This window comes from Promicromonospora xylanilytica (genome assembly GCF_054782895.1).
Genome location: NZ_BAAGRP010000072.1, coordinates 70,620 through 97,489 on the forward strand (window position 1 = coordinate 70,620; position 26,870 = coordinate 97,489).

Consider the following 26,870-nt stretch of genomic DNA (forward strand, 5'->3'; position numbering starts at 1 on the left):
TGGTCGTCATATGCCGAACGTCATGATCCCCGCCGAAGCGCGGGAGGACGTAGAGACACTGTGGGCGTTCCACGACCTGCAGCACGAGCCGCGACCGGTCGACGTCTGCATCGGCCTGGGCGGTCACGACCTGGGTGTGGCCGACTACACGGCCGACCTCTACCTCGAAGGTTTGTTCCGGCAGATCGTCTTCACCGGCGCCAACGCGCCCACCACGGTCGACGCGTTCCCCGAGGGGGAGGCCTTCGGTTACCGCGACCACGCGATCGCACGGGGTGTCCCGGCGGACGCCGTGCTCGTCGAGCCGGCGGCGACCAACACCAGCGAGAACCTGGAGTACAGCCGCAAGCTGCTCGCCGAGCGGGAGGTCGAGCCGACGTCCGTGCTGCTCGTCTCCCACCCCTACCAGCAGCGCCGCGCGTTCGCGACGTGCCGGGTCGTGTGGCCGGACGTCGACGTGCTGTGCGTGTCGCGGCCGCTGGACCTCGACGCATACCTCGGGACGATCGGCGACGCCGACCGGGTGGTCGACATGCTCGTCGGCGAGACCCAGCGCCTCACGCTCTACGCCGACCGCGGCTTCATCTCCCACGAGGAGGACGTGCCCGACGAGGTGGTCGGCGCGTTCGACCGGCTCGTGGCCGCGGGCTACACGTCGAGGCTCGTGGAGGACCGTCGCCCGATCGACGTCTGACCGCGGGGTCATGAGTCGGACGTCACGAATCGGACGACTCGAACATCCCTGGCGAGTCGCCACGTTCTCCGTTACGTTCCGGGCATGGGCGAGGAAAGCAAGCGGGGCAAGGATCCCAGGAAGTTCACCTGGCAGGAGATCTTCACGTTCATCGCGGGCGCCGGGTACGTGGCCAGCCCGATCGACCTCCTGTCGGAGAGCGTGCTGGGGCCGCTCGGTCTCGGGGACGACGCGATCGCGATCATCATCGCCGGCGTCACCCTGTACAAGGCGGTCCAGCGGTTCCGGAAGCACCGACCCGCGCCGGGCACGGCAGGGGGCGCGACGTCGGGCGGCGCCGGGAAGGGGACCGCGGGCACGTCGACGCCGGGCGGCGGTACCTCGACGCCGGGCGGTGGCGCCCCGGGCGCCTCGTCGACCGCGACGCCGGGCACGTATGCGACGGACAAGACGATCCCCGGTACCGCGGAGGACGTGACGAACCGCAAGCCCCGGCGCTGACGCAGGCGTCCCCCGTGGCCCGCTCGTCGGAGCCGGTCTAGGGTCGACGGCGTGGCCGGTCACAACGCACCTCGGATCCTCGTCGTCGGCGGTGGTCCCACCGGTGCCACGACGGCGATCGCCCTGCGGCGCGAGATGCAGGATGCCCGCGTGACGCTGGTCGACAAGGCGACGTTCCCGCGGGACAAGACCTGCGGCGACGGCCTCGGCCCGGGTGCCCGCAGGGTGCTCGACGGGCTGGGCCTGGCGGAGCGGCTCGAGCGGTTCCACATGCCGATGTCGGTGGCGATCAGCGGCCCGGGCGGGGTCGAGGCGGTCGCGCGCGGCCCGATCATGCAGGGTCGCGACCTGGCCGGCTACGTCGCGCCGCGGCTCGCCCTGGACGCGCTGCTGCTCGACGCCGCGCGGGAGTCGGGCGTGGAGGTCCGCGAGGGCGTCTCGTTCGACGGGATGGCGCCGGCAGGCCTTGCGCCCGCCGTCCGGGACGGGCCGCCGAGCGCCGGTGAGCAGGTCCGGCTGTCCACCGGTGAGGACACGTTCGACCTCGTGATCGGTGCGGACGGCGCGTACTCGTCGGTCCGGCGGGCGATGGGCGTCGCACGTCCCTCGATGGGGCACACGCACATCGCGATGCGCGCGTACGGGACGGTGACGCACCCGGACAAGCCCGTGAGCGACACGCTCCGGTTCGACTTCCTGGAGACGCTCCTGCCGGTCTACGGCTGGGTCTTCCCGCTGGCGGACGACGGTGCGAACATCGGTGTCGGCATCCCGGTGGACCACCTCAAGAGGCAGACCGCGCGGTACGGCCGCACGCTGCGCGACCTCTTCGACCGGTACGTCGAGGACCTGGAACGGCGTGGGTTCAGCGTCTCCGGGCTCGAGCGGGTCGCTACGCACCAGCTCCCGCACGCCGCGGCCCGGACCCCGATGACGGCACCCGGCCGTTCCGCCGTGCTGCTGGGTGACGCGGCCGCCATGATCAACCCGCTCAGCGGCGAGGGCATCTTCTACGGGATGGCCGGCGGCGTACAGCTCGCCGAGCATCTCGGGGCGCTGGACCGGTCGGGCAGGTCCTGGCGAGGGGCGGATCTCGCCGCGGCGCTGACCGGGTTCGAGGGTGCGCACCGGCGCCGGTTCGGGCGGCACTACCGGGAGTGCTACCTGGCGCAACAGCTCATGCGCTCCCGGCTCTGGGCGGGTGTCGCCACGCGCGCCGTCGCCGCCTCCGACACCGCGATGGCGCACGTGGCGCTCATGCTCTTCGACGAGCAGTCCGCCGGGTCGCGCGGGCTGCTGCGCCTTGTGAGGAGCAGCGTGCGTCCGCTCCTGCGCCCGCCGTGGGCCGCCCGGACACGGCGGTGACCCCTCGGCGTGATCTGTCAGAATGACGCTTCCGCTGTGCGCCCGTGGTTCACCGCCCGTGGTTCACCCTTTCCGCCCTGACTCGAGGACCACGATGTCACGCACCATCCGCCGGGCCGTCGCACGACTGATCTGGGCCGGTACCGGCTACCGGATGGGCTCGGGGTCCGCGCCGACCAGGCCGACGGTCTTCATCGGCGCACCGCACACGTCCAACACGGACTTCTTCCTGATGCTGGCGATCGCGTTCGACCTGGACCTCAAGATCCGGTTCCTCATCAAGGACTCCTGGTTCAAGGGCCCCATGGCCGGAGTCATGCGCGCCCTGGGCGGTATTCCCGTGGACCGGAAGGACCCGGCCAGCATCGTCGACGAGGTGCTCGGGGCCGTCGAGCGGGGCGAGGAGTTCCACCTCGTCGTGACGCCGGAGGGCACCCGGGGCGCCGGCTCCGGCTACTGGAAGTCGGGCTTCTACCGCATCGCGCTCACGACAGGTTTTCCGGTGACGCTCGGTTACGTCGACGGCGTGGCCAAGGTCGCGGGGCTCGGGCCCAGCATCCAGCTCACCGGGGACGTCGGGGCGGACATGGACGTGATCCGCGCCTTCTACGCGGACAAGTCCGGGGTCAACCCGGCCAACCGGGTGGAGCCGCGGCTCCGCTCCGAGGACCAGGACCAGGACCAGGACCGCTGAGTGCCGGCTGTCCGCGGGATCTGAGCTCGGGATCTGAGCTCGGGACCCGCGGAGAGCCGGCACCCAGCAGCGGATCACATGGTCAGGGACGCCACCTCGTCGGGGAGCTCCATCGGGTCCAGCGGGCCATGATGGGTGACCTCGCCCTGGTCGTCGATCAGCACGACGTCGCCGTCGGCGATCACGCCGAAGTGCGAGGCGAGGTCGCCCATGCCGTCCTCGAGCTGGATGACGCCGTCGGCGTCGGCCAGCGGGTCGTCCATGGGGTCGCTCTCCCCGCCGGCGACCGAGAGCAGCTGGACGCCCTCGGCGTCGCCCAGGGCAGCGGCCGTCTCGGCGCACATGTCGCACGACTCGGACCAGAAGAGGACGACGGCGGGGCTGCCGGCGAGCTCCGCACCCTCGAAGGTGCCGCCGCCGGCCGTGGTGGCCGTGAAGTCGAGCGCGTCGGCCATCATCTCGTCGCCCATCGGGCTCTCGGACATCGTGTCCTCGGTCATCTCACCGGCGCCCGGCTCGTCGGCCGAACCGCACGCTGCAAGGGCGAAGGCGCAGGTCAGAACTATCGCGGCGGTAGCGCCGCGGCGCAGTGTTCTCATGCGGTCGACGCTAGGTCCGTGTCGTGGCGAACAACCCTTACGGCCTGCTTACCGGCTCCTTACGCGCCTGGTCTGCCGGCCGCCACGGCCAGCGAGTCGAGCACGCGCGCGAGGCCGAACTCCCAGGCGTGGACCGGGCTCGACGCAGCGTTCATCTCCTGGCCGGCGGCGCTGCCCACCCGCTGGGCGAGCGGGTAGCCGTCGCCGAGGTACTCCGCGAGCCGCCCGGCCCACCGGGCCCAGGTCTGCGGCATCTCGTCCGCACGCGGGTCGCGGCGCCGCGCACGGGCGGCAGCGCGCACGAAGTCGAGCACGAAGGTGAGGGCGGCGTCCCGGGCGACGTCGTCCAGGGGCAGCGGGTCCAGCGCGTGCAGCTCATGGTCGTACTTGGCGATGGTGCCGGGGCCGAACGCCGTGCGCTCGTCGTCGACCTCCAGCAGCCAGGGGTGCTCCAGCAGCAGGGCGAGGTTCGCTTCGGCGACGTGCCGCACGCGGGTGCGCCAGTCCGCGTCGCCGTAGGCGGGCAGCGGCAGGCTCGCGTGGGCGGCGTCAGCCATGAGCACGAGCAGGTCGTCGCGGCCGTTCACGTGCGTGTACACGGACATGGTGGAGATGCCGAGGGCACTGCCGAGGCGCCGGACCGTGACGGCGGCGAGGCCCTCGGCGTCGGCGAGCGTGCCTGCGGCCTCGACCACGGCGCCCGTCGTGACCCGTGTCCGCGGGCCACGCGTTCCGCCCCGCGGTGCGGCCGGGTGGTCGCGCCAGAGCAGGTCGATCAGCTCACGGGGCATGGCTCTCCAGGTTCGGTCTTCCGGAATCGGGGTGACACGCGGGGAACATTCTGCAACCATCTTACGTTGTACGCCGTACAAGGTTATGATCCCGACGCGAGGAGCCCGCTTGAACATCACCGGTACCGCCCTGTCCCTCAACGTGCCCGACGTCACCGCGTCCGCCGAGTTCGCCCAGCAGCACCTCGGGTTCACCGAGGCGATGTCCGACGACGGCTTCGTGTCGCTCAACCACCCCACGGCCGGCGTCAACATCGTGTTCCTCCGCGTAGGCCTCGGCACCTTCAAGCCCGAGCGCATCGCCGGACCGGCAGGCCAGGGGCTGCTGATCGCGTTCGTCGTGGACGACCTCGACACCGAGTTCGCCCGCATCTCCGCCGCCGGCGCGGAGGTCGTCACGCCGCCAGAGACCGAGCCGTGGGGCGAGCGCTACTGCCAGTTCGCCGACCCCAACGGGATCGTCTGGCAGCTCGTCCAGTGGGTCTGACCAGCCCGATCTCCTTCGAGGTCAAAGTTGCTCCGCTTTGAGACCGCTCAAAGCGAAGCAACTTCGGCCTCGAAGGGAAGCGGCAGAGCCCCGGACGGTCGCGCGACCGGCTAACCGTGCGCCCAGCCGGACCACCGGGCGACCCGCACCCTGATCAGCGGGCCGTCCGGCCGGCGCTCGCGGTACTGCGGGTACCGCGCGGCGAGCGCGTCCAGCGCCGCCGCGCGGGGGTTGGCCGTGTCGCCCACGCCTGCTGAGTCGCCCACGTCGGCCGTGTCGTGCTCGACGGTCGCGACGCCGTCGGCGCGGACCCACCAGAGGTGAGCCCAGGCGTCGTCGTACCGGTCCACGAGGAGCGCGACCCGCGGGTTGTCCGCGAGATTGCGCAGGCGCTTCAGGTCGCGTGTGGTCTTGGGCTTGTGGTCGACGGCGACCACCACCTCGTCGTCGGCCGCGCCGCTCGCGCTGCCGCTCGCGGTCGTGACCAGCGCGAACGTCACCGGAACGAGGTGTGGCACCCCGTCGGCGTCGACGGTGGCGAGGTAGGCGTGCCGCGCCGCGGCGAAGCGGGAGCGGCAGGTGTCGTCGTCGAGTCGCACCCCTTCATTGTGCGAGCGGTCACGCCGCACCGCCGGCACGGCATGCGTCCAAGCCGTTGCGTATACGCAACAACTGCGTGCAAGTGGTGCGAAGCCGGGGGGTGTCTGAGACGCTTGCTCCAGAACTAATCAAGGATATTCTTAAGGGGGGAGCTGCCTTGGCATGGGAAATTCTGATCACGGATGCCGTCGAGGTGTTTCTTGACCAGTTGCGAGAATCCGATCGCGAGACGCATCGATTGGTGAACAGTGCGATCCAAGTGCTTGAAGACAACGGACCGATGGAGGGGCGCCCGCTCGTAGACAGCATTGCCGGATCGAAGATCTCCAACCTGAAAGAGCTACGGCCGCCGTCCGCGGGACGCACCGAGATCCGGATGTTGTTCTGTTTCGATCCGTGGCGGTCGGCGATCCTGCTCGTCGCGGGCGACAAGGCGGGGCGGTGGAACCGGTGGTACCAAGATGCGATTCCGACGGCCGAGCAGTTCTATGCCGTATACCTGAGTGAACGTGAAGAGGAGGCTGCACATGGACGGCGTTAAGCGCTGGCGGGACACCCGGCACCGCGATATGGCGGTCGAGACCGCCGGGGGCGAACCGGCATTCAGCGAGGGTGTGCGCAGGCTCCTCGACGAGTCGCGTGGATGGCGGCTCGCCGAGATGCGTCTCAAGCGAGCCATGACGCAGGCCGAAGTCGCATCGCAGATGGGCATCTCGGTCGCACGTGTGTCTCAGATTGAGGCCGGCGACGTGTCGACGCAGGATGTGTTGCGACGCTACATCGCAGCGCTCGGCGGGACGCTGCACCTCGTCGCTGACTTCGGTGACGAACAGCTGAAGGTGGGTTGAGGCGGGAGCCTGTCCCATCACCGATGCTGGAGGCATGGCAGACAACGAACGCCGCCGCAGGGCGCGCGACCTCGGCATCGTCGTGGGCGCGCTGCCCACCGGCCGGCTCAACGCCCTCACCGACGTGCCCGGCGTGCGGGTGGGGCACACCACGATCGTTGACCCGCCGCGGCTCCACACCGGAGTCACGGCGATCGTCCCCGACGCGCTCAGCCCCGAGCGGCGCAGCCTGCCGTGCGGGCTCTTTGTCGGCAACGGATTCGGCAAGCTGGTCGGCGCGACGCAGGTCGCCGAGCTCGGGGCGATCGAGACACCGATCGTCCTGACCGCGACCCTCAGCGCGTTCCGCGCGGCGGACGCCCTGGTCACGCACGTGCTCGCGAGCCCTGGGCACGAGGAGACGCGCACGCTCAACCCGGTGGTGGGGGAGACCAACGACGGTCGCCTGAGCGACATCCGGGCCCGGCCCGTCGCGGAGTCGCACGTGCTCGCCGCGCTCGACGGCGCGACGGCGGGGCTTCCTGACGAGGGCTGCGTCGGTGCGGGGACCGGGACCATGGCCCTGGGGTTCAAGGGTGGCATCGGCACGTCGTCACGCCTCGTCGAGGGCTGGACGGTGGGGGCGCTGGTCCAGTCCAACTTCTCCGGCACGCTGACCGTCCGTGGCGTACCGATCCCGGTCGGTGCCGCGGAGCCTGGGACCGGCCAGCTTGCCGACGGGCCTGCCGATCAGCCGACCGACTGGACGCAGCCCGACGGCAACTCCTGCATGATCGTGGTCGCCACCGACGCGCCGCTGGACGCGCGACAGCTGGGCCGCGTCGCGCGGCGCGCCGTGTTCGCGATGGGGCGGGTGGGGTCGGACTTCGCCGGCGGCAGCGGCGACTACGCCCTGGCGTTCAGTACGCAGGGCGCGCCGTCGTCGGGCGCCGCACCGTCCGACGGTGCGCAGGCCACGGCCAGGGACCGGGTGGACGACGGCGACCTGGACCCGGTCTTCACGGCGACCATGGACGCCGTGGAGGAGGCGCTGCTGAACTCGGTGCTCATGGCGACCACGACGGTGGGGCACCGCGGCACGGCGACGGCGGTACCCCACGACCTGGTGCTCGGGCGGCTGCGTGCCGCCGGCCTGCTGCCTCAGCCCTCGACGGGTGCGCCCGCCTCGTAGTCGGCGGACAGCGTGATCTCGACGTCGATGTCCCGCGGCTGGAGCTCGACGTGCGCGCCGCCGCCGGGCTCGGCCATGGCGCCGGCTCGCATGGCGTACATCGGGGCGTTCCCGCCGCCGTTGCCGCCACCGCGCAGACCTGCCTCGTAGACGGCGACGGGGGCCACCGGACCGAGGCCCAGGGCATCGGCGTACGACTGCGCGCGTACCGCCGTCTCCTCCGCCGCCTCGATCCGGGCCTCGGCGAGGAGCGCCTTGCGCGTCTCGTCGGTCAGGGTCCAGGAGATCCGGTCGACCTCGACGCCGTCGACGTCCATGATGTCCGCGAGCCATGTGGACAGCGCCTCGAAGTCGCTGAACGTGACCGAGAGGCGGGCCGACGCGCGGAACCGCCGGACGCGCTGCTTGCCGCCCGCCTGCGAGCTCTTGACCCGGTCGTCGTAGACGTACGAGTGCACCGACTCCGCGTCCCACTTCTCCGCGGCGCCGGCCGCGACGTGCGCTCTGACCTGCTCCACCAGGACCGTGTGGGTCGCTGCCACCTGCTCCACGACGTCGGTCCGGAGCGTGCCCGAGAATGCGACGTGCAGATTCACGGTGCCGCGTTCCGCGGCGTGCGTGCGCTTGGCCTGGCCTTCGACGGCGATACGAGTCATGGGCGGAGTCTGCCGACTGTGCCGGGGCCTGCGCCACCCCACGGCTGCTACGTCCCGCCGTCAGCCGATCGTGCCCCTGCCCACGGGGCCGCGCGTCAGGACCGGGTCGAGCCCGCAGAACTGCCCGTACCGCGCGACCTCCGCCTCGATCGCCGCCCACACCGCGCGGCTCGGCTCCTCGGTCAGCTCGACCATGAACTGAACGGTCCGCGCCTTCAGGGTCCGGGACCAGCCGCCCGCGATCAACCCGTCCACCGTCACGCTGCCCGCGAAGGACCACCGGTCCGGAGCGCCGCCGGCGGGTACCGGCCACCCCTTCAGGTCATGACAGAAGAACTCGTCGAACACCGACAGCAGCCGCACCGTGCCCCGGGGAGCCGGCTCGGGCAGGTCTCCGTCGGCCCACAGTGTCATGCCGGCCAGCTCGTGGCGGGTGAGCCCGGCGTCGGCCACCGCGGCGCGGGCCGCCGTCCTGGTGAGGGCGCCCCACCACGCGACGTCCTCCGCGCGGCACGGGCCGTGCCCGCGCACGTACGCGCGGGCCAGATGGACCACGGCCTCGTGCTCGCCCCAGGTCCGCTGCTCGGGGAGCAGGCGGTACGTCGCCTGCTTGCCCCGCATCGGTCCGCTCGCCACGAGCAGGTCGAGCTCGGCATGCATCATGACCTGGCCCAGGTGCCACGTGTCCAGGGGCGCGCCCTCGGACTCGGCGAGCACGGCACCGATCTCCTTGCGGGTTAGCGGCCCCTGCGCCAGCGCCTCGGCGAGCACAGCGTGCCGCCGGGGCAGCAGCGCATGGTCGAAGCCGCGCGGCTTCTCCGCCGAGAGCATCGCCCGGCGCACCCGCGGCGCGGTGGCGGTCATGAGCGGCGCCAGGTCACCTGGCACCACGTAGTGCCAGGTGGGGCGCAGGACGTGCGTGCGGAGAATCGTGCCCTCGGCCAGCGCGGCCTGCACCTCGGCGAGGGTGGCGGGTCGCGGCAGGCGCTGCGCCACGCTCCAGGCAGACGAGTGCAGCTCCTGCGACTGGACTGCCCCCAGCCGGGCGACGACGCCGGCCACACCGCCGCCGTCGGCCGCCCGGAGATCGCCCAGGCCCACCGAGGCGAGCCGGGCGCGCTGGACCGCGCGCACGTCAGACGTAGTACGCATCCCCTTCGCCGGCGGTACCCGCCGCCCGGGCACGACGATGCTTCAGCAAGCTCCGGATCAGCAGGATCACACCGATCACGAACAGGATCATCACCGGGATGATCGCGAGCGGTGCGAGGACCGACAGGAACCCGAGCCCGACGCTCGTCACGTCCTCCGCCGCACTCACCACAGGGGCGGCGGTGCCGCCGGAGACGGTGTTGGCGACGACACGTCCACCCGCCTTCGCGGCATGCGTGCCGAGTGCGAGGACGATGCCCGCGACGATCGGGATCCACTGCCCGGACTGCACGAACGTGCTCGGGTCGGTGACCGTCGTGGTCTCCGACATGGACCCGGCACCGAACGCGATGCCGCCCGCGGTGGGCCGGACGACGGTCTGCACCACGTCGTTCACGGAGTCCAGCACCGGGATCTTGTCCGCGGCGAACTCCAGCACGAGGAGCACGGTCAGGATGGCGAGGACCCAGCCGTTCTCCAGCCATGCCCAGGTGCCCGGCAGCTCCACGAGGTCCGTGAAGCGCGAGAGCACGCCGAGAAAGATGAGCGGGATCCAGGCGTTGAGGCCCGCCGACAGGGCGAGTCCGGTTCCGGTGGCAAGTTCGAGCATGACTCGAAGTGTTCCACGGCACACCGACACTCCGGGTGGCGAAACTGTCCGGTGTGCCCGATCTGTTATCAGAGCGGCGCGAGTGTGCTGGTACACGACATCGTTGATGGACGAGTCGGGACGCCGTTCGGATCGGTGGTTCGAGGTGAGCGGCGGCGCGGCCGGGCGGCGAGGTCTGGCGTCGAGGTCTGGCGTCGAGCCGCAGGTTGTGGGTCGATCGGATGACGTGGCCAGTGCCGAACCGCACGATGATCGTGGTCCCGCATGCCGAGCCGAAAGAAGCACGTCGCTCAGCGCCCGGATCGACGCGTGACCTGCGGTTCGCGCAGGACCCGGACCGCAACTTGCGGTTCGAGGCCGACCCGGGCCCCGTCCCGCGTCGTCACATCGGAGCGGCGCGAGCGAGCGAACCCACAGGCAGGGGACTCCCCGGGCTGCCCGGCGAAACGCTCCCCGAAACGCTGTCAATGACACAGCCCTGTAACGCTGCCCGTGACACCTGGAACCGACGCGTCGCACGTGCAAGAGTTGCTGCCGTTCATCACACTGCTGCGCCGCTGCGCCGACCGGGAGGCTCCGATGGTCTGGACGATCTTCGCCGTGGCATCCGTCGTGCTGCTGGGGCTGTCGGCCGGGGTCTTCTACGGGTTCTCGTCGTTCGTGATGAGCGGCCTCGCACGCGCCTCCGACGAATCGGCGGGCGCCGCGATGAGCGGCATCAACGAGACCGCACCGCTGCCCCCGTTCATGTCGGTCTTCTTCGGCGCGCTCCTCGTCCCGGCGGGTACCGGCATCTGGGGCCTCGTCGAGGGGCACGCCGGCGGCGCGTGGGTCCTGTCCGCCGCGGCGGTCTACCTGATCGGGACCTTCGGCGTGACCGCCGCCCTCAACGTGCCGCTCAACAACCGGCTTCTCGCCGCCCACGACAAGGCCGCCGGATGGCGCGCCTACCGGCGCCCCTGGACCGCGTGGAACCACGTGCGCACGGTCGCAGGGGTCGTGGCGACGGCGCTCGCGGCGGTCGGCCTGCTCTGACCCGGACGAGGCGTCGCTGCAGCGTCCCCGGACGGTCAGGCAAGCCCACGTCAGCTAGGCGCAGGCGTTATCGCGCCTGGTAGGCCCGCAAGAACGCGCGCACACCTTCGACGATGATCGGCCCGACCCGGGGATCCTCCGCCGCGTTCGCCGAGCCGAATCTGCTGAGCGCCACCCCGAAGGTCAGTGCGATGAAGTGCTCGGCCGCGATCCTGGGGTCGGGGACGTCGAGCAGCCCGGCCTTGGCCAGCGTCGCGAACCGCTCACCGATGGCTTCTTCGGGTGCGTCGGTCAGGGCGCGGTCGTCCGGCAGCGGCAGGTGCTCGAACCCGGTCCGGCCCAGGCGTCGCAGCGCGGCGTACTCCGCCGAGTCGAGCATCCCGGTTGCGATCTGCGTCGAGAACGTCACGAGGGCCGGCTCCAGCTCGGCCGCATCGGTCAGGTCGCGCAGTGTGTCGTCGATCGTTCGCCGGATCGTGGCGAGCAACGTTTGGCCCACCGCGTCGAAGGTGGCTTGAAAGAGGGCCTGCTTGTCGCCGAAGTAGTCGTAGACCGTCCGTTTGGACACGCCCGCGCGGGCAGCGACCGCGTCGACGCTCGACCGGTCGAACCCATCGGTGAGGAACAGCTCGCGAGCCGCCGACAGGATGGCGGTCCGCTTCTCTGCGGACCCTGCGCGCAGCGTCTTCTTGGTCGGCATGACTTGATCGTAGTCGAACTACACTGCACGGTGTAGTGTAGTTTCTGGAAGATCGCGCGATGCAGACAGAGCGCGCCTCGGCCCGGTGCGCGTCCAAGCTCAGAACCCCTCGTGAGAGAGGCATCTATGTCCGAAGTCTTGGTTCCTGTGGCACGCCTCGGGCGGCCGGCGATCGGAGCGCTCGGCACCCTGGCGCTCGCCCTCGGCACTCTCCAGTCAGTGGTGGATCCCGCGCGGCCCCTGCTGGAACGCGAGCTGGGCATCGGCCCGGCCGAAGGGGCGCTGATCACCAACACGGTTTTCATCACCGGAGCGGTCGTCGCGCCTGTTGCCGGCAAGCTCGGCGACCGGTACGGCGGAAAACGAGTCCTGATGCTGCTGATGGCACTGGTCTCGGCCGGTGGATTGCTGTCCAGTCTGGCGCCGGTCCTACCCGTGCTGCTGGTCGGCCAGGTGCTGCAGGGCGCGATGGTCGGGGCACTGCCCCTGTCGTTCATCCTTGTCCGCAAGCACCTCCCGCCTGGACGGACCCAGGTCGCGATCGGAGTCGTCAGCGCGCTGTTCACCGCCGGCGGCATCGTCGGGACGCTCGTCGCCGGCCCACTGGCGGAAGGATTGTCCTGGCACTGGATCTTCGCGGTGCCGACGATCGTGATCATCGCGGCGACGCTGATCGTGTACCAGCTCATGCCGGTCGATTCGCCGGAACGGTCGGACACCACCATCGACTGGCCGGGGGTGGCGCTGCTGAGCGTCACCCTGCTCGCGCTCATGCTCGGGCTGGTGCTGGTGACCGGTGGGAGCATGCCGCCGGTCGCGGTCGTCGGCGCCGTCGTGGTCGTGGCGGGCCTTGCCGCGGCCTGGGTAGCCGTCGAACGCCGGGCCGTCTCACCGATGGTCGACCTGCGCATGCTGGCCGCCCCCGTCATGTGGAGCGCGAGCGTGCTCACCATGGTGTTCGCCGCCGTCGGCGGGATGCTGCTCGTGCTCATCCCCAAGCTGTTCGACGTCTCCGGCGACGGCTACGGCTTCGGGGCCGGCACCACCGACATCGGGCTGCTCATGCTGCCCGGGACCATCGCCGGAGTGATGGCCGGCGCGATCGGCGGGTTCGCCGTGCGGCGCTACGGCGTACGGCGGCTGGTCGTCGCGGGCGCCGTCGTCACCGCGGTCACGTCGACCGCCCTGGCGATCATGCACGCGGAAGCCTGGCAGGTCGCCCTCGCGAAGGTGCTGGTCGCGGTTGCCGCGGGCCTGGCCACCACGGCCCTGCTCGCGAGCACCGCGACCGCCGTCGACGCCAAGGACACCGGTATCGCCACCAGCCTGCTCGTGGTGACTCGTGTGATCGGGACCGCCCTTGGTGCACAGGTCGCCGGCTCGATCCTCGCCGCCGGGGTCACCCCGGCATCCGGCCAGCCGGCCGAATCGGCCTTCGTCACAGGCTTTGTCGTCGCGGGTCTCCTTGCGGCGCTGTCACTCCTCGTCGTGCAGTTCATGAAGAAGGGAATCCGGGCATGACACCCACAGTTCGTCCGACAGGTTCGAGCCACCGGCCGCAGCGCACCGTATTGATCTCCGGAGCCAGCATCGCCGGGACCACGCTGGCGTACTGGCTGCACCGCTACGGCTTCGCGGTCACCGTGGTGGAGAAGGCGAGCAGCCCGCGGGGCGGCGGATACCCGATCGACCTCCGCGGCACCGCGATCGAGGTGGTCCGACGAATGGGCGTCCTGCCCCAGCTGCAGGAAGCCGATCTTGCCTCCCCCCGCATCACCTTCCTCGGCGCCGACGGCGGCGAGATCGCCTCGCTCGACGCGACCACCGTCGCCGGGAGCGTCGAGGGGCACGACCTCGAGGTGCGGCGCGGGGACCTGACCGGGATCCTCTACGCCGCCGTCCGGGACGACGTCGAGTTCCTGTTCGACGACTCCGTCAGCGCGCTCGACCAGACCGCAGACGGGGTGGATGTCACCTTCCGCAGGGGCGCTCGGCGCACGTTCGACCTCGTGCTCGGAGCCGATGGGATCCACTCCCGTACCCGGGCACTTGCGTTCGGCCCCGAGGAGCAGTTCGAGCGCTACCTCGGCTACTGCGTCGCGGTGTTCACCGTGCCCAACACGGCCGGGCTCGCCCGCGAGCTCCAGCTCTGGAACACCCCGGGCAGCGCCGCGGCGCTCTACGCCGCCGGCGACGGCCGTGAGCTGTACGCCTTCCTGACCTTCCACGAGCCCGGACGGCCGCTCGTCGCGCTGCGGGACCCCGCAGCGCGGTGGGACCTGGTCACCAGGACGTTCGCCGGTGCGGGCTGGCAGGTCCCGCACCTTGTCACCGCGCTGCGGGACGCCGACGACCTGTTCTTCGACCTCGTCAGCCAGATCCGCATGCCCCGCTGGTCGAACGGCCGGGTGGCGCTCGCGGGCGACGCTGCGTACGCGCCGTCGTTCCTGACCGGACAGGGCTCCAGCCTCGCTCTGGTCGGCTCGTACATGCTGGCCGACGCGCTGGCCAGGCACGAGGACCACGCCGAGGCGTTCGCCGCGTACGAGCGCGGCACGCGGGAGTTCGTCACCATGAACCAGTCGCTGGTGGACGAGGGCGGGGCCACGCTCTTCCCCCGGACCCCCGAGGCGCTGGAGCAGCGCAACACCATGCTGCGTGACCTCGTGGCCCTGCCGGAGCCGACCCCGCGGCCGGCCCACTCCGCCCTGACGCTGCCCGATCCCGTCCCGACGGTCCCGGCCGCCTAGGGTTCGGCGCCGGGCGGCCCTTTGCGCCAGTCCCCGTGTGCCGGGCGGTCCGCCCGGTGCACGGGGTCGTGCCGGTCAGGGACAATCGACCACATGCCCGCCATCGACTTTCACCGCACCCTGCCCGGATACGAGCGGACGCCGTTGCGCGACCTGCCAGGGCTCGCCACGGAGCTCGGGGTCGGACGGGTGCTGGTCAAGGAGGAGTCGAGCCGGCTCGGGCTGCCCGCCTTCAAGGTGCTCGGCGCGTCCTACGCGACGGCGCGGGCGCTCGAGGAGCGGTTCGGGCTCCCCGGGCTGACGCTCGGCGCCCTCCGGGACGCGGTCCGGGGCCACGACGTCCGCCTGTACGCGGCCACGGACGGGAACCACGGCCGCGCCGTCGCGCACATGGCCGGCCTCATCGGTGCCACCGCGACGATCTACTACCCCCAGGACGTCACGGAGGCCGCGAAGAAGGCGATAGCCACCGAGGGAGCGCGCGCGGTGGAGGTCGACGGCACCTACGACGACGCCGTGGCCCGCGCGGCGTCCGAGGCGGCCGCCGACCCGTCGTCCGTCCTGGTGCAGGACACGTCCTGGGCCGGGTACACCGACGTACCGCAGTGGATCGTCGACGGCTACGCCACGCTGTGCCTCGAGACCGACGAACAGCTCTCTGCCCTGGGCCTTCGTGCTCCGGACCTCGTGGTGGTGCCGGTCGGGGTCGGCTCGCTGGCGCAGGCCGTGGTGAGCCACTACCGCGGCACGGGGTCCGACGGCGGGACCCTGCTCGCCGTCGAGCCCGACCGCGCCGCCGGCCTGGTCGCGTCGCTGCGCGCGGGCAAGCCGGTCACGGTCCCGACCGGCGAGACGATCATGACGGGGCTCAGCTGCGGCACCGTCTCGCCCCTCGCATGGCCGGTGTTGCGGGACGGGCTGGACGGCGCCGTCACCGTCTCCGACGACCAGGCGGCCACCGCGGTCGAGGACCTGGCGCGGCTCGGCGTCGACTCGGGGCCGTGCGGTGCGGCGACCCTCGCGGCGGCGCGTCTGGTGCTGGGGCAGTCCGGCTGGCGGGAGGCGATCGGCCTGCGGCCCGACGCCGTCGTCCTGCTCCTGTCGACCGAGGGCCGGGCGGCCAACCCGGTCCCGGAGGACCGGGTCTGAGGTTCCGCTCAACCACCGCTGCCAGGAGTGTGCTCGTGCCCGTTTCCCTGCCCACCGCCCTCGACCCGATCCTGCCGTTGCTGCGCTGTCCGTCGTGCGGCGAGGAGCTCTCGCCCGGTGACGGTGCGCTGCGCTGCCCGCGCCGCCACAGCTTCGACGTCGCCCGCCACGGGTACGTCAGTCTGCTGACCGGGGCCCGGGCGACCAGCGGCGACGACGGGCCGATGGCCCGCGCCCGGCGCGACTTCCTGGCGGCCGGCAGGTACGCGCCCGTCCGTGCGGCGGTCGCGGAACTCGCCGGTCGGCCGCCCCGGGCGACCGGCCCGGCCACCGTGGTCGACGTCGGCTGCGGCACCGGGTACTACCTCGCAGGAGTGCTCGACGCGCTGCCCGGCGCCGTCGGCCTGGGCCTGGACACCTCGGCGCACGCGCTGCGCGTGGCGGCCAAGGCGCACGAGCGGGCTGCCGCCGCGACCTGGGACGTGTTCCGGCCGTTCCCCCTCCGGTCCGAGCAGGTGGACGTGGTGCTGGACGTGTTCGCCCCGCGCAACCCGGCCGAGTTCCACCGGGTGCTCCGGCCGGGCGGGACCCTCGTGGTGGTGCGGCCGTTCGGCGGGCACCTGGCCGAGCTGCGCCGCCAGGTCACGCAGATGGTGGCCGTCGACCCGGACAAGGAGCGGCGCCTGCACCAGGCCCTCGACCCGTACTTCGAGAGCGTGCGCACGGAGCGGGTCGAGTACACGACGCCGCTGACCCGGCAGGAGGCCGTCGACCTGGTGCTGATGACGCCCAGCGCGCGCCACGTCACCGAGGTGGAGCTGTCCGACGACGGCGAGCTACCCGCAGAGGTGACGGTGTCGGTGCTGGTGACGGCCTACGGGAGGCGGTGACCGCTCGCTCGTGGCGCTGTATTCCTCTTTCGGATCACCGGAGCGACCGTCCATGGCTCACGGGGTCACGTCGGCCGTGCTCGCGGCCGGCCCTCTCGATGGTGAGGGCGACGGTTCGGTCTCGCACGCCCGCTCCGACAGCGGCACGTCGACCGGCCGCTCGCCAGGCCGCGGGGTCGGCAGGGAGGCCTGCCGCGGTGGCATCGACGCGCACTCCTGCGGGTCGTCGGACGGCGAGTCGCTGGGGGCGCTGGACGGCAGACCGGGTGTGGGGGACGGCGACGCGGGGGACGGTGCGCCAGGGACCGTCTCGCTCGGCTCCGGCCACAGCACGGCTGTCCCCAGCCCGGCCCCGCCGAGCAGCGCCACGGTAGCGACCAGCGCCCACACCGCGGTGCGGCGGCGGGGGAGCGACGGCAGCTGTCCGTACGGGACGATCTCCACGCCGGAACCTGTCGCGTCGTCCGCGTCCGGCCGGGCCTCCGGAGCGGTGTCGGCGCGCGTGAGCGCGACCGAGCGGGCCTGACCGAGGTCCAGCTCGGCGTCGACCTGGCTCAGGGCCTGCCTCGCGCGGGCCAGGGCATCGTTGTTCCTTCTCATGTCAGGTCTCCTGACCTTCGGTCACGGTGCGGTAGGCGGCACGCAGCCGACGTCGCGCGCGGTAGACGCGCGTGGCCGCCGACGCCGTGGTGCAGCCGAGCACGCCGGCCACCTCCGCTGTGCTGAGCTCGGCCGCCGCCAGCAGCTCGACCACCTCGCGGTCAGCGGGCCGCAGCAGCGCCAGCGCCCGGTGCAGCACGTCGAGCTCGTCCACCAGACGGGCGTCGTCCGGACCCGGCGCCGTCGGGTGGCGCAGCGTCCGCTCCGCCAGGGCGGTGCGCCGCCGCTCCGCCCGGACCTGGTTGGCCAGCACCCGGCGGGCGATGGCGAACAGCCAGGCCCGCGGCTCGTCGGGCACCTCGCCCTTGCGCCAGGCGATCGCGAACACCTCCGCCACGACGTCCTCGGCCTCGGCGGCCGTGAGCCGGGTGCGCGCGTACCGGTGCACCGCATGCGCGTGATCGGTGAACAGCGACTCGGTCTGCGCCGGTGTGAGCGTGCCAGCCTCGAGGTCGCGTGACTCGGTGTGGGCGGACAGGGCGGTCTCCAGGGAACGGGGATGGGCGTGGGCCTGCTGAAAGGTTCTGTGTCCGGCACCGCACCGCGCATGACACCTCGTGCGCGTCGGCCTCGTCACATCTCGGAACTGTCATGGGAGGCGTCCCGTCGCACACTGACCAGCATGTGACTATCAACCGATCGAATTCTCTCCTGTCCAGCAACCCGGTTCGCCGTCGGATCACGTGGGGTGCCACCGCTCGCGGTGCCGCGGCAGCGGGCGGCGCCCTCGCCGTCGCGCTGCTGGCCACCGCCTGCACGACGGCCAGCGCCGCCGAGCCGGCCGTCGCACCGTCGGCAGTCTCCGACGCGACGACGGTGTCCGGCGACTCAGCCGAGCAGTCCCCGGCACCCGACGCCGGTGAGCCGTCGGCCGCCCCCGCCGAGTCGTCCAGGTCGGACAAGCCCTCGGACGCTCGCGCCGAAGCGCGGCCGGTGCCCAGCGCTCCTGCTGAGGAGCGGAGGCCGGAGCCCAGCGCTGCCGCCGAGCCGGCGCAGGAGCGTGCCGGTGAGCCGACGCCGGAGCCTGCCGCGCCCCGTGAGCAGTCGCCGGCCCCGTCCGCCGCCCCCTCGGAGGGCCTGTACACCACCGGCTGAGCAGCGGCCGTCCCGCTGTCCCGCCGGTGCACGCCGGCGGGGCAGCAGGACTGTCCGGGCCGACCGGGCCGACCGGGAGGTCAGCCGGCGTTCTTGGCGGCTGCCTTCTGCGCCTTCTTGAACGCGCGGACCTCCAGCAGCGCCTCAGCGCTCGTGACGTCGGCGATCGACCGGTGGGAGCCCTCCTCGCCGAACTCGCCGGCGGTCTCGCGCCAACCCTCCGGCCGGACGTCGCGCTGCTTGCCGAGCAGGGCGAGAAAGATCTTGGCCTTGCGCTCCCCGTAACCGGGCAGGGCGTTGAGCCGCTTCAGCACCTCCCGGCCGGTCGGGGCGCCGCCGTCGGAACCCGGTGCGGTCCAGACCTTGGCGGCGTCACCGTCGTACTCGTCGACGACCGTCCGGGCCAGGTCCTGCACGCGGCCGGCCATGGACCGCCCGTAGCGGTGGATCGCCGGGGGAGTGGTCGCCATGGTGACGAACTCGTCCGGATCGGCGTCCGCGATGGCGTGCACGTCGAACGAGCCCATGCGGTCGCGGATCTTTCGCGGGCCCGCGAAGGCATGTTCCATCGGGTACTGCTGGTCCAGCAGCATGCCGACGAGGAGCGCGAACGGGTCGTCGCTCAGCAGCTTGTCCGTGTCGGGGTCGCCGGTGATCCAGAGCTCGGTAGCCATGAGCCCATTGTGACCCACCCACCCCGGAGCGCACTCAGGGGATCAGCCGGTCCACCAGCTCCAGCGTGTCCGAGACGAAGTGCCCGTCGTCCCGCACCACCAGCGTCCCGCCCAGGCGGTCGAACATCGCACGGCCCTGTTCCGCGTCGCAGCCGAACTCATCGGTCACCGAGTTGACGAACACCAGCTCGCGGGCGTGGGAACGGATGGCGTCCCAGTCGTAGGCGTCCTGCAGCACCGGTTCGGGGTCGTCGTTCGGCGGCGTCGCGTAGCCGGCGACGAGCACCGCCTGCGCCACGGTGACGTCGAGGTGCTCCAGCAGCGCCAGCAGCAGGGCGGCCCCGCCCGAGTGCCCCACCAGCACGGTGTCCGCGTCGAAGGAGTGCGCGGCGAGCACCTTCGGCAGAAACGTCGCGACCGGCTCGGTGTTGGTCCCGGGGTGGTGCGGCGTCTCGACGTCGTACCCGCGCTCGCGCAGCCGTTCCGCGAGCCAGGGGTACCAGATCCAGCCAGGTTCGGCGCCGGTGCCGTGGAAGACGATCGCGTTGCGGGCCATCAGCCGCGGTCTCCCGCGGGCTCCGCCGCGGAGCTCGGTGCCGCTGCCACCGCGGGCTCCACGACCAGGTTGACCTGGTCGAGCACCGGCTCGAACCCGATCGACGCGTACACCCGGTTCGAGACCGGGTTGTTCCGGTCGGTGTACAGGCAGACCCGGTGGCCGGCGTCGAGCACCTGCTGCGCCACCTCGGCGACGAGGGCGCGGGCGTACCCGCGCCCGCGGTGTTCGGCGGGCGTGTAGACGGGGCCGATCCGGACCACCCCGAACGACGGCGGCCGTGCGCCGGTCAGGTGCACCACCTCGCCGTCGACGTCCCACAGCCAGACGCCGCCCTCGCCGATCCAGCGGGGCGCGCCCTCGATGCGCAGCGGCTCGGCGTCCGGCGTCCGCCCCGCCTGGGCGTCGGCCTCCGTGTGGAACACGCCGAACCACGCGGTGACCAGATCCAGGTCGTCGAGCGTGGCGCGTCGGGCGCGGCCCGGCGGCGCGGGGTCCGGCCGCGTGATGCCGCGTGCCTCCCACAGCCGGTCGGGGACACCCTCACGGACGGTCCCGCCGGTGCTCCGCAGCACCTCGTCCATGAACGCGTGGACGGCGGGGACCGGGCCGTTGCCGGCGCTCAGCGGCGCGTCGCCGGCACGCGCGGTGCGGTCGAGGGCCGCCCGGGCCAGCAGCCGAGCGGCGTCGTCGGGCAGGGCGGGTACCCAGACGGTGTGCGGAGGGTGCGGCATCGTGCGCATCGACACCCCGACGACGGTTCCGGCCGGGTCGCGCACCACCGCCCACCACATCGGGTGCTCCGGACGCGGCCCGCCGGGGGCGAACGACCGCGCCGCGTGGTGCGTCACCGACGCGACGACGCTCCAGGCGACCGGGTCGGCGGCCAGCAGGTCGCCGGCCACCTCGAGCACGGCCGCAGGATCGTCGACGAGCTCGACGCTGTGTGCGGTGGTCATGCGCAGATCCTGGCACGCGGGGCCCGCATGATCGAGCGGATTCCGCCGGGCCGGTCCCGGGCGGTCGAATGGTCGGCAGAACGTCAGGTGATCGGCTCCTTGAGCAGCCGATCACCTGACGTACTACCGACCACGCGGAGCCGGGCCCGGCCCCACGCCCGCGCCCGGCCCCACGCCCGCGCCCGGCCCCCGGCCCGCGTCCGGCCCGGGGCCGGTCAGCGCACCAGCCGGACCTCGAGCACGTTCGTGTCCGGGTCGGTCGCCGTCACGCCGTCGGGCAGAAAGCCCGCACGCTGGAAGAACTTGCGCGCGCGGGGGTTGGACGCGGGCGTCCAGATCTGGGCGGCGGTGCCGGGCGGCAGGGCGTTCTCCAGCAGGGCGTGGCCCACGTTGGTGCCGTGGAAGTTCGGGTCCACGTACAGCTCGTGCAGCTCCACGGCCCGGACCGGCGGATGGCCCAGGTGCGGTCCTGACGGGTTCTTCATCGCGAAGCCCACGATCTTGTCGCCCACCTCGGCGACCAGGGCCTTGTTGCCGGCGGCCAGGATGCGCATCCAGCCCTCCGTGCGGGTGCCGAGCGTCTCGGTTTCCCAGTGCTCGGGCGGCAGCAGCTCGCCGAAGACCGCACGCCGGGTGGTCCAGTGCACCGCCGCGACGCCCACGGCGTCGTCCGGTGTCGAGGCGCGGATGTGGAAGTCAGACATGAGTGGAACCGTAACCCGACTATCTGACCATCCGTACCTCGGCGAGGTCCGCCGTGCTCGCGTCCACGATCCGGGTGCCCTCCGTGACGAACCCGTTGCGCTCGTAGAACCGGCGGGCACGCGGGTTGTCCTCGGCGACCCACAGCTGCGCGCCGGTTCCCGGCGGCACCACGGCGTCCAGCAGCGCCTGGCCGACGCCGGTCCCGTGGTGCGCCGCCAGGACGTACAGGAGGTACAGCTGGCGCCCGCGGATCGGCACCACGTCGTCCTGTTCCACGGCGTCGCCGGACATCGCGATGCCGACCACTTCGTCGGCGACCTCCGCGACGAGGGGCGCCGCGCCGTTCGCCAGCCACCGTTCCCAGGTCGACGTGCGGCGTTCGAGCGTGGCCGTGGCCCAGAACTCGGGCGGGAGGATCTTTCCGTAGGTCGTCACCCAGGTCGTGTGGTGCACCCGGGCGACCGCGGCGGCATCAGACAGTGTGGCTGTGCGCAGGTTCACGACGCGAAACATACTCCCGCGCCGGACCCCTCGATGACACTCTGCCGACCGGCGGCGTCAGGCCGGGTGCAGCGTCCCGACCAGGCACTCCTCGACACCGGCGGCGGACAGGAGCTTCGACGGCACGGAGGCGAGCCAGCCGGTCGCCTCGTAGGCAGGGACGAGCCGCACGTCCTTCACCACGAACTCGGTACCCGCCCGCGTCAGCCGTGCCGTGCCGGAGCTCATCGTGTTGCGGGCCCAGTCGGTACCCGAGCCCCACGGCAGCGGCAGCACGGCAAGGACCTCCTGCTCGGGCCGGGCCGCGAACGCGACCAGGGGGGTGGTGTAGGGCTTGCCGGACCTGCGTCCCACGTGGTGCAGCACCACCCACGGCGGCACGCGCCCCGCGACGCGGAGCACCCACGGGTTGAGAACCTTGCCTGCTTTGACGACGAGATCTGGAGCGGCCATGGATCCCATCATGGTTCAGGTCCGTGGATCCGTCAGCCCGGGAGACGCCCCGGGACCTCAGCCGCGCTCGAAGGCGAGCACCGGGCGCCCCGTGCGGGGATGCGTCAGCACGTCGACCCGCACGCCGTAGACCGGCTCCAGGACCGCCGGGACGAGCACCTCGTCGACAGGGCCGGCCGCGACCACGCGCCCCCCGTCCAGCAGCACCAGGTGGTCACAGGTCGAGGCCGCGAGATTCAGGTCGTGGAGGGCGGCGACGACGGTCACGCCGTCCGCGGCGAGGTCGCGCAGCACCCGCATGGCATGGAGCTGCGCCGCGACGTCCAGGTGGTTGGTCGGCTCGTCGAGCAGGATCAGGCGGGGCTGCTGCGCCAGCGCACGCGCCATGTGCACGCGCTGGCGCTCACCGCCCGAGAGGGTACCGACCTCACGGTCCGCCAGGTCGGTGGCGCCGGCCGCGTCGAGGGCGGCGTGCGCGGCGGTCCGGTCGGCGTCGGAGTCGCCCGCCAGCAGGGACCGGTGGGGTATGCGGCCCAGCAGCACGGCGTCAAGGACCGAAAGCGGCAGGTCGGTGCCGGCGTCCTGCTCCACCAGGGCAAGTGTCCGGGCGCGCTCACGCCGGGGCAGCGCACCCAGGTCGGCGCCGTCGAACGTCGTCGCCGGGTCCGGGGCCGACGACGCGGCGCGCCCTGCCTGCTGTACCCCTGCCAGAACCCGCAGCAGCGTGGACTTGCCCGATCCGTTCGGGCCGAGCAGCCCGGTGACGGCGCCGGCCGGGGCAAGCACCCCGACGTCGTCGAGTATCAGCCGCCCGCTGATCTCCCAGGAAACCCGCTCGCCCGCCAGCCCCACTCGTTGAGTGCTGGATGTTCGCCCGGTCGAGGGCGTCCGAGTGGGCGAAAATCCAGCACTCAACGGTGGGTTCCCTTCCAGAGGAGGAATGCGAAGACCGGGGCGCCGATGGCCGCTGTCACGATGCCTACCGGGAGCTCGCGCGGCTCGAACACGGTGCGGGCCAGCGTGTCGGCCCAGACCAGGAAGGACGCCCCGGCCAGCGCCGACAGCGGCAGCAGCAGCCGGTGGCGTGCGCCGGTGAACAGCCGCACGGCGTGCGGCAGGATCAGCCCGACGAAACCGATGGACCCGCTCTGCGACACGAGCGCCCCGGTCAGCAGGGCGACGCCGATCAGCAGGATCCAGCGCGCCCGGTTGACGGGCACCCCCAGGGCGGCGGCCGCCGTGTCCCCGAACGTGAACGCGTCGAGCACCGAACCGGTCAGCGCCAGCAGCGTGCCGAGCACCAGGACGGCGCCACCCGCGACCGCCACCGAGGTCCACGTCGCCGACGCGACCGAGCCCATCAGCCACGACAGCACCTCGCGGAACGCGTCGCCCTTGGCCGACCAGAAGATCACGAACGACACGGCGGCGGCGCAGAGCTGGCTGATCGCGAGCCCCGCCAGCACGGTGCGCGTGGGCGTGATCGTGCCGAGCGCCCCCGCCAGGGAGAGCGCGAGCGCGAGCGCGCCGACGGCCCCGACGAACGCCGCGACCGGGAGCAGGAGCGGGACGCCCGCGAGCAGCACGAGCACCGCGCCGAGCGACGCACCCGACGACAGGCCCAGCAGGTACGGGTCGGCGAGCGGGTTGCGCGTGAGCGACTGCATCACCGCGCCGCACAGCGCCAGCCCCGCGCCGACGGCGGCGGCCGTGAGGATGCGCGGCATCCGGAGCTGCCAGACCATGCCGTCGCGCAGGGCCGGCAGCGGCTCCAGCCCGAAGAGCCCGCCGAGCCCGAGGTGCGTCGCGACGGACCGGCCGACCTCTGGCAGGGCGAGGTCCGCCGGCCCGATGGTCACCGCCACACCGATGCTGAGCAGCAGCACCAGGGCGGCCGTGGGCAGGGCGAGCCAGGCCCGTGACCCGCCCGGCCCGCGGACGACCCCGCGCGACGTCCGGCTCACAGGTCCAGGTCGGCCAGCTGGTCCACCACCGAGGCCACGGCGTCGACGTTGCGCACGCCCGCCTCGGTGGCGGGGAACGGCACGACCACGTAGCGCTCCTCCTTGACCGCCGTCATCTCGCGGGTGGCCGGGTTCGACCCCAGCGTCTCGATCTTCGTGTCCGCGGGGTTCCACGCGGCGTCGACCAGCACGAGGACGTCCGGGTCCGCCTCGACCACGTTCTCCCAGCCGAGCGACGTCCAGGTGTCGTGGACGTCGGCCGAGACGTTGGACAGGCCGGCCGCCGTCATGATCATCTGCGGGGCGCCGATGCCTGCGCCCACGTACGGGGTGTCGTCGCCGGACGACCACCAGAGGGCCGTCAGGCCACGGTCGTCGGGCTCCACGGCGTCGAGCGCCGCCCGCTGCTCGTCCACCAGCCGCGCGGCGGCGTCCTCGGCGTCGAACAGGGCGCCCACCTCCTTGATCTCCGCGAACACGGTGTCGAAGGTGAGCGGGTCCGGCATGTACCCGTCCGCCTTGCAGGCCGCCGGGGAGACGTACGTGGCGACGCCGAGGCCGGCGAGGGTCGCCCGGTCGCCGGCCGTCTCCGCCGTCAGGTTGGACTCCCAGCCCGCGTAGACGAGGTCGGGCTCCAGGGCGAGCGTGGCCTCGGAGCCGGGCGCCTCGGAGGCGAACGGCTCCTCGACGGCCGGCACGGTCTCCAGCGAGTCGGGTACGGGGCCGTCGAGGAACGCCGAACCGACGATCCGGTCGCCCAGGCCGAGCGCCAGCAGCATCTCCGTGGTCGACGACTTGATGGTCACCACGCGCTCCGGCGGAGCCTCCACCGTGGTCTCGAACCCGCAGTTGTCCAGGGTGAGGGGAAAGCTGCCGGACGCCGGTGTCGCACCAGCGCCGTCGGACCCGCCGGAGGCGGTGGCCGAGCAGGCGGCGAGGGCGAGGGCCGCGACGGCGGCCAGGGCAGGCAGCGCGAACGCGCGAGCAGGACGGACGCGGTGGGGGTACACGCGATGGCTCCAAGGGTCGGCGAACAGCCCACGGCCACGAACGGCCACGGGGTGAGCAACGACGCGCCATCTCGCGTCCGGTGGGAGGCGGCTCACAGCGAGAGCCACATCGGCGAGCCAGGACAGGCCCGCGACCCGGTCGTCACGATACACCGGCCACCAGGGGCGATCCCGGTGGATTTCGCTCTCGGCGTCGCGCGCGAAGCGGCCTGCCGCGCGGGCCGGCGCGCGACTGGGATCGGGCCTGTCTACGGTGGAGACGACCCGCGACGGCACGGGAGGTCCGCCATGACGAACGACCCGCAGCACCCGGCAGCGCACAACCCCGACCCGGAACCCGACGGCCGCACGATGCCACCGAGCGGCAACGTACAGCCGGGCGAGACGCCGCCGGCGTCCGACCAGGTGAGCGCACCGCAGGGCCACGAGGAGCACGGCCCGCCGCGCTGGGCGCCGTGGGTGTGGATCGTCGCGATCCTCGTGGTCGTCGGGCTCGTCGTCGCCCTCTTCGGCGGGTACGTCGCCGGCCTGCTCCGCTGAGGGGCGAAGCACTACAGTGCGGCCATGAGCGACAGCACCGCCCCCCGCACCGACGCCGAGACCACGCCGAACCGCCGCGCCCTGGTGACCGGGGCGTCGTCGGGCATCGGAGCCGCGACCGTACGCCGGCTGCGTGCCGACGGCTGGGACGTCGTGGCCGCCGCCCGCCGCGCCGACCGCCTGGACGCGCTCGCCGCCGAGACGGGCTGCGAGGTGTACGTCATCGACCTGACCGACGACGTCGCCGTGACCACCCTCGCGACCCACCTCACCGACACCGGCGGGCTCGACGCCGTGGTGAACAACGCCGGCGGAGCGTTCGGCCTGGACCGCGTCGAGGACGCCGACGTCGACGGCTGGCGCCGCATGTACGAGATCAACGTGCTCGGCACGCTGCGCGTCGTCAAGGCGGTACTGCCGCTGCTGCGCGAGGCCGGTGCGGCCAAGGGCGTCGCCGACGTCGTGAACGTGACCTCGACCGCCGCGCAGGGCGCCTACGAGGGTGGCGCCGGATACACCGGCGCCAAGCACGCGGAGCACATGCTGTCCCAGACGCTGCGCTGGGAGATCGCCGGCGAACCCGTGCGCGTCATCGAGGTCGCCCCCGGCGCCGTCGCCACCGAGGAGTTCTCGCTGGTCCGGTTCGGCGGCGACGCCGAGAAGGCCGCCGCCGTCTACGAGGGCTACACACCGCTGACGGCCGACGACATCGCCGACACGATCGCCTGGACCCTGTCCCGGCCGGACCACGTCAACATCGACCTCGTGACGGTCCGGCCGCGGGCGCAGGCGCACAACTCGAAGATCGTGCGCGGCACGGGGGTGTGAGCGGGTGCGGCCGGGGCTGGGCTGCTGGTGAGCTGAGGGCCGTGACTTCGGTCGGTTGGTGGGCTCCGGACATGACTTCGGTCGGTTGGTATGAGATCGGTCAGTTAACCGACCGATCTCACACCAACCGACCGAACTCACAGCCGGGCGTGAGCAACCGACCGAACTCACCCCAGAGCACTCCAGAGCCCAGCCGCCCACCTGTCCTTACAGGCTCATGACGGTCAGCTCCC

At 72.4% G+C, this 26,870-nt stretch carries 34 protein-coding genes; 16 read left to right on the forward strand and 18 right to left on the reverse strand.

What is annotated here, in order from left to right; genetic code table 11:
• The first annotated feature begins 10 nt into the window (after window positions 1–10).
• The 4 genes from ACYVK7_RS21730 (at window position 11) to ACYVK7_RS21745 (ending at window position 3,254) form a co-directional block, all read left to right on the forward strand.
• On the forward strand, window positions 11–694 hold the full coding sequence (locus tag ACYVK7_RS21730) for a YdcF family protein (RefSeq protein ID WP_460889805.1): 684 nt from the start codon (window positions 11–13) through the stop codon (window positions 692–694).
• 84 nt (window positions 695–778) lie between these two features.
• A complete protein-coding gene (locus tag ACYVK7_RS21735) occupies window positions 779–1,195 on the forward strand; it encodes a DUF1232 domain-containing protein (protein ID WP_460889806.1) in 417 nt (138 codons plus the stop codon).
• 51 nt (window positions 1,196–1,246) lie between these two features.
• Window positions 1,247–2,560, forward strand: coding sequence for an FAD-dependent monooxygenase (locus ACYVK7_RS21740; RefSeq protein WP_460889807.1), 1,314 nt, complete (start codon window positions 1,247–1,249; stop codon window positions 2,558–2,560).
• Between the two features lie 94 nt (window positions 2,561–2,654).
• A complete protein-coding gene (locus ACYVK7_RS21745) occupies window positions 2,655–3,254 on the forward strand; it encodes a 1-acyl-sn-glycerol-3-phosphate acyltransferase (protein WP_460889808.1) in 600 nt (199 codons plus the stop codon).
• Window positions 3,255–3,328: 74 nt separating this feature from the next.
• On the opposite strand, the gene ACYVK7_RS21750 is transcribed toward ACYVK7_RS21745, so the two are convergent.
• A complete protein-coding gene (locus ACYVK7_RS21750) occupies window positions 3,329–3,853 on the reverse strand; it encodes a redoxin domain-containing protein (protein WP_460889809.1) in 525 nt (174 codons plus the stop codon).
• Between the two features lie 59 nt (window positions 3,854–3,912).
• Entirely contained in the window at window positions 3,913–4,644 is a 732-nt protein-coding gene (locus ACYVK7_RS21755) for a TetR/AcrR family transcriptional regulator (RefSeq protein ID WP_460889810.1), read from the reverse strand.
• 109 nt (window positions 4,645–4,753) lie between these two features.
• On the opposite strand from ACYVK7_RS21755, the gene ACYVK7_RS21760 reads away from it, so the two are divergent.
• Entirely contained in the window at window positions 4,754–5,131 is a 378-nt protein-coding gene (locus tag ACYVK7_RS21760; protein WP_460889811.1) for a VOC family protein, read from the forward strand.
• A gap of 110 nt (window positions 5,132–5,241) precedes the next feature.
• On the opposite strand, the gene ACYVK7_RS21765 is transcribed toward ACYVK7_RS21760, so the two are convergent.
• A complete protein-coding gene (locus tag ACYVK7_RS21765; protein WP_460889812.1) occupies window positions 5,242–5,730 on the reverse strand; it encodes a TIGR03668 family PPOX class F420-dependent oxidoreductase in 489 nt (162 codons plus the stop codon).
• 101 nt (window positions 5,731–5,831) lie between these two features.
• Between ACYVK7_RS21765 and ACYVK7_RS21770 the strand changes: the two genes are divergently transcribed.
• Genes ACYVK7_RS21770 through ACYVK7_RS21780 form a run of 3 tightly spaced genes read left to right on the forward strand, consistent with a single transcriptional unit; the run spans window position 5,832 to window position 7,750 of the window.
• Window positions 5,832–6,272, forward strand: a complete 441-nt coding sequence (locus ACYVK7_RS21770) for a type II toxin-antitoxin system RelE/ParE family toxin (protein ID WP_460889813.1) — start codon at window positions 5,832–5,834, stop codon at window positions 6,270–6,272.
• A complete protein-coding gene (locus ACYVK7_RS21775) occupies window positions 6,259–6,579 on the forward strand; it encodes a helix-turn-helix domain-containing protein (RefSeq protein ID WP_460889814.1) in 321 nt (106 codons plus the stop codon). Before ACYVK7_RS21770 ends, ACYVK7_RS21775 begins: the two co-directional genes overlap by 14 nt.
• Before the next feature lie 34 nt (window positions 6,580–6,613).
• A complete protein-coding gene (locus tag ACYVK7_RS21780) occupies window positions 6,614–7,750 on the forward strand; it encodes a P1 family peptidase (protein ID WP_460889815.1) in 1,137 nt (378 codons plus the stop codon).
• Here the strand turns inward: ACYVK7_RS21780 and ACYVK7_RS21785 are convergent.
• From ACYVK7_RS21785 to ACYVK7_RS21795, 3 genes are read right to left on the reverse strand one after another with little or no spacing between them, the layout of a single operon-like run.
• Window positions 7,720–8,406: an SIMPL domain-containing protein gene (locus tag ACYVK7_RS21785; protein ID WP_460889816.1), complete on the reverse strand. Its 687-nt coding sequence runs from the start codon at window positions 8,404–8,406 to the stop codon at window positions 7,720–7,722. The two genes, ACYVK7_RS21780 and ACYVK7_RS21785, sit on opposite strands and share 31 nt — an antisense overlap.
• 60 nt (window positions 8,407–8,466) lie before the next feature.
• Entirely contained in the window at window positions 8,467–9,558 is a 1,092-nt protein-coding gene (locus tag ACYVK7_RS21790) for a winged helix DNA-binding domain-containing protein (protein WP_460889817.1), read from the reverse strand.
• A complete protein-coding gene (locus ACYVK7_RS21795; RefSeq protein ID WP_460889818.1) occupies window positions 9,542–10,168 on the reverse strand; it encodes a DUF4126 domain-containing protein in 627 nt (208 codons plus the stop codon). The genes ACYVK7_RS21790 and ACYVK7_RS21795 overlap by 17 nt, the downstream gene beginning before the upstream one ends.
• A 519-nt stretch (window positions 10,169–10,687) precedes the next feature.
• On the opposite strand from ACYVK7_RS21795, the gene ACYVK7_RS21800 reads away from it, so the two are divergent.
• A complete protein-coding gene (locus tag ACYVK7_RS21800; protein ID WP_460889819.1) occupies window positions 10,688–11,203 on the forward strand; it encodes an anthrone oxygenase family protein in 516 nt (171 codons plus the stop codon).
• A 67-nt stretch (window positions 11,204–11,270) separates the two neighbouring features.
• Here the strand turns inward: ACYVK7_RS21800 and ACYVK7_RS21805 are convergent, their stop codons facing one another.
• Entirely contained in the window at window positions 11,271–11,903 is a 633-nt protein-coding gene (locus tag ACYVK7_RS21805) for a TetR/AcrR family transcriptional regulator (protein ID WP_460889820.1), read from the reverse strand.
• A 126-nt stretch (window positions 11,904–12,029) separates the two neighbouring features.
• Between ACYVK7_RS21805 and ACYVK7_RS21810 the strand changes: the two genes are divergently transcribed.
• From ACYVK7_RS21810 to ACYVK7_RS21825, 4 genes are all read left to right on the forward strand, one after another.
• Entirely contained in the window at window positions 12,030–13,424 is a 1,395-nt protein-coding gene (locus ACYVK7_RS21810) for an MFS transporter (protein WP_460889821.1), read from the forward strand.
• Entirely contained in the window at window positions 13,421–14,653 is a 1,233-nt protein-coding gene (locus tag ACYVK7_RS21815; protein WP_460889822.1) for an FAD-dependent monooxygenase, read from the forward strand. The genes ACYVK7_RS21810 and ACYVK7_RS21815 overlap by 4 nt, the downstream gene beginning before the upstream one ends.
• Window positions 14,654–14,746: 93 nt before the next feature.
• Complete coding sequence (locus tag ACYVK7_RS21820) at window positions 14,747–15,802, forward strand: diaminopropionate ammonia-lyase (protein WP_460889823.1); 1,056 nt, start codon at window positions 14,747–14,749, stop codon at window positions 15,800–15,802.
• Between the two features lie 35 nt (window positions 15,803–15,837).
• On the forward strand, window positions 15,838–16,692 hold the full coding sequence (locus tag ACYVK7_RS21825; protein ID WP_460889824.1) for a methyltransferase domain-containing protein: 855 nt from the start codon (window positions 15,838–15,840) through the stop codon (window positions 16,690–16,692).
• A 57-nt stretch (window positions 16,693–16,749) separates the two neighbouring features.
• Here ACYVK7_RS21825 and ACYVK7_RS21830 read toward each other — a convergent pair whose 3' ends face one another.
• Window positions 16,750–17,292, reverse strand: a complete 543-nt coding sequence (locus ACYVK7_RS21830; RefSeq protein WP_460889825.1) for a hypothetical protein — start codon at window positions 17,290–17,292, stop codon at window positions 16,750–16,752.
• Between the two features lies 1 nt (window position 17,293).
• Complete coding sequence (locus tag ACYVK7_RS21835; RefSeq protein WP_460889826.1) at window positions 17,294–17,740, reverse strand: RNA polymerase sigma factor; 447 nt, start codon at window positions 17,738–17,740, stop codon at window positions 17,294–17,296.
• Window positions 17,741–17,976: 236 nt separating this feature from the next.
• Here ACYVK7_RS21835 and ACYVK7_RS21840 point away from each other — a divergent pair, with 236 nt between their 5' ends.
• On the forward strand, window positions 17,977–18,447 hold the full coding sequence (locus ACYVK7_RS21840) for a hypothetical protein (protein WP_460889827.1): 471 nt from the start codon (window positions 17,977–17,979) through the stop codon (window positions 18,445–18,447).
• An 80-nt stretch (window positions 18,448–18,527) separates the two neighbouring features.
• Here ACYVK7_RS21840 and ACYVK7_RS21845 read toward each other — a convergent pair whose 3' ends face one another.
• The 9 genes from ACYVK7_RS21845 to ACYVK7_RS21885 form a co-directional block, all read right to left on the reverse strand.
• Complete coding sequence (locus ACYVK7_RS21845) at window positions 18,528–19,121, reverse strand: HhH-GPD-type base excision DNA repair protein (protein WP_460889828.1); 594 nt, start codon at window positions 19,119–19,121, stop codon at window positions 18,528–18,530.
• Window positions 19,122–19,155: 34 nt separating this feature from the next.
• Window positions 19,156–19,677: an alpha/beta fold hydrolase gene (locus ACYVK7_RS21850; protein WP_460889829.1), complete on the reverse strand. Its 522-nt coding sequence runs from the start codon at window positions 19,675–19,677 to the stop codon at window positions 19,156–19,158.
• A complete protein-coding gene (locus tag ACYVK7_RS21855) occupies window positions 19,677–20,636 on the reverse strand; it encodes a GNAT family N-acetyltransferase (protein ID WP_460889830.1) in 960 nt (319 codons plus the stop codon). Before ACYVK7_RS21855 ends, ACYVK7_RS21850 begins: the two co-directional genes overlap by 1 nt.
• A 215-nt stretch (window positions 20,637–20,851) precedes the next feature.
• Window positions 20,852–21,340, reverse strand: a complete 489-nt coding sequence (locus ACYVK7_RS21860; protein ID WP_460889831.1) for a GNAT family N-acetyltransferase — start codon at window positions 21,338–21,340, stop codon at window positions 20,852–20,854.
• Between the two features lie 19 nt (window positions 21,341–21,359).
• Entirely contained in the window at window positions 21,360–21,842 is a 483-nt protein-coding gene (locus tag ACYVK7_RS21865) for a GNAT family N-acetyltransferase (RefSeq protein WP_460889832.1), read from the reverse strand.
• A gap of 57 nt (window positions 21,843–21,899) precedes the next feature.
• Window positions 21,900–22,295, reverse strand: coding sequence for a nitroreductase family deazaflavin-dependent oxidoreductase (locus ACYVK7_RS21870; RefSeq protein WP_460889833.1), 396 nt, complete (start codon window positions 22,293–22,295; stop codon window positions 21,900–21,902).
• 57 nt (window positions 22,296–22,352) lie between these two features.
• The gene (locus ACYVK7_RS21875) at window positions 22,353–23,147 is read right to left on the reverse strand and encodes an ATP-binding cassette domain-containing protein (RefSeq protein ID WP_460889834.1); all 795 of its coding nucleotides are present in this window, start codon (window positions 23,145–23,147) and stop codon (window positions 22,353–22,355) included.
• A gap of 59 nt (window positions 23,148–23,206) precedes the next feature.
• Complete coding sequence (locus ACYVK7_RS21880; protein WP_460889835.1) at window positions 23,207–24,259, reverse strand: putative F420-0 ABC transporter permease subunit; 1,053 nt, start codon at window positions 24,257–24,259, stop codon at window positions 23,207–23,209.
• A complete protein-coding gene (locus ACYVK7_RS21885; protein ID WP_460889836.1) occupies window positions 24,256–25,269 on the reverse strand; it encodes a putative F420-0 ABC transporter substrate-binding protein in 1,014 nt (337 codons plus the stop codon). The genes ACYVK7_RS21880 and ACYVK7_RS21885 overlap by 4 nt, the downstream gene beginning before the upstream one ends.
• A gap of 288 nt (window positions 25,270–25,557) precedes the next feature.
• On the opposite strand from ACYVK7_RS21885, the gene ACYVK7_RS21890 reads away from it, so the two are divergent.
• Together ACYVK7_RS21890 and ACYVK7_RS21895 are read left to right on the forward strand one after the other, a co-directional pair.
• Window positions 25,558–25,809 carry a DUF6480 family protein gene (locus ACYVK7_RS21890; protein WP_460889837.1) on the forward strand — a complete coding sequence of 84 codons (252 nt, stop codon included), beginning with the start codon at window positions 25,558–25,560 and terminating at the stop codon, window positions 25,807–25,809.
• Between the two features lie 24 nt (window positions 25,810–25,833).
• Complete coding sequence (locus ACYVK7_RS21895) at window positions 25,834–26,637, forward strand: SDR family oxidoreductase (protein ID WP_460889838.1); 804 nt, start codon at window positions 25,834–25,836, stop codon at window positions 26,635–26,637.
• Window positions 26,638–26,870: the final 233 nt, after the last annotated feature.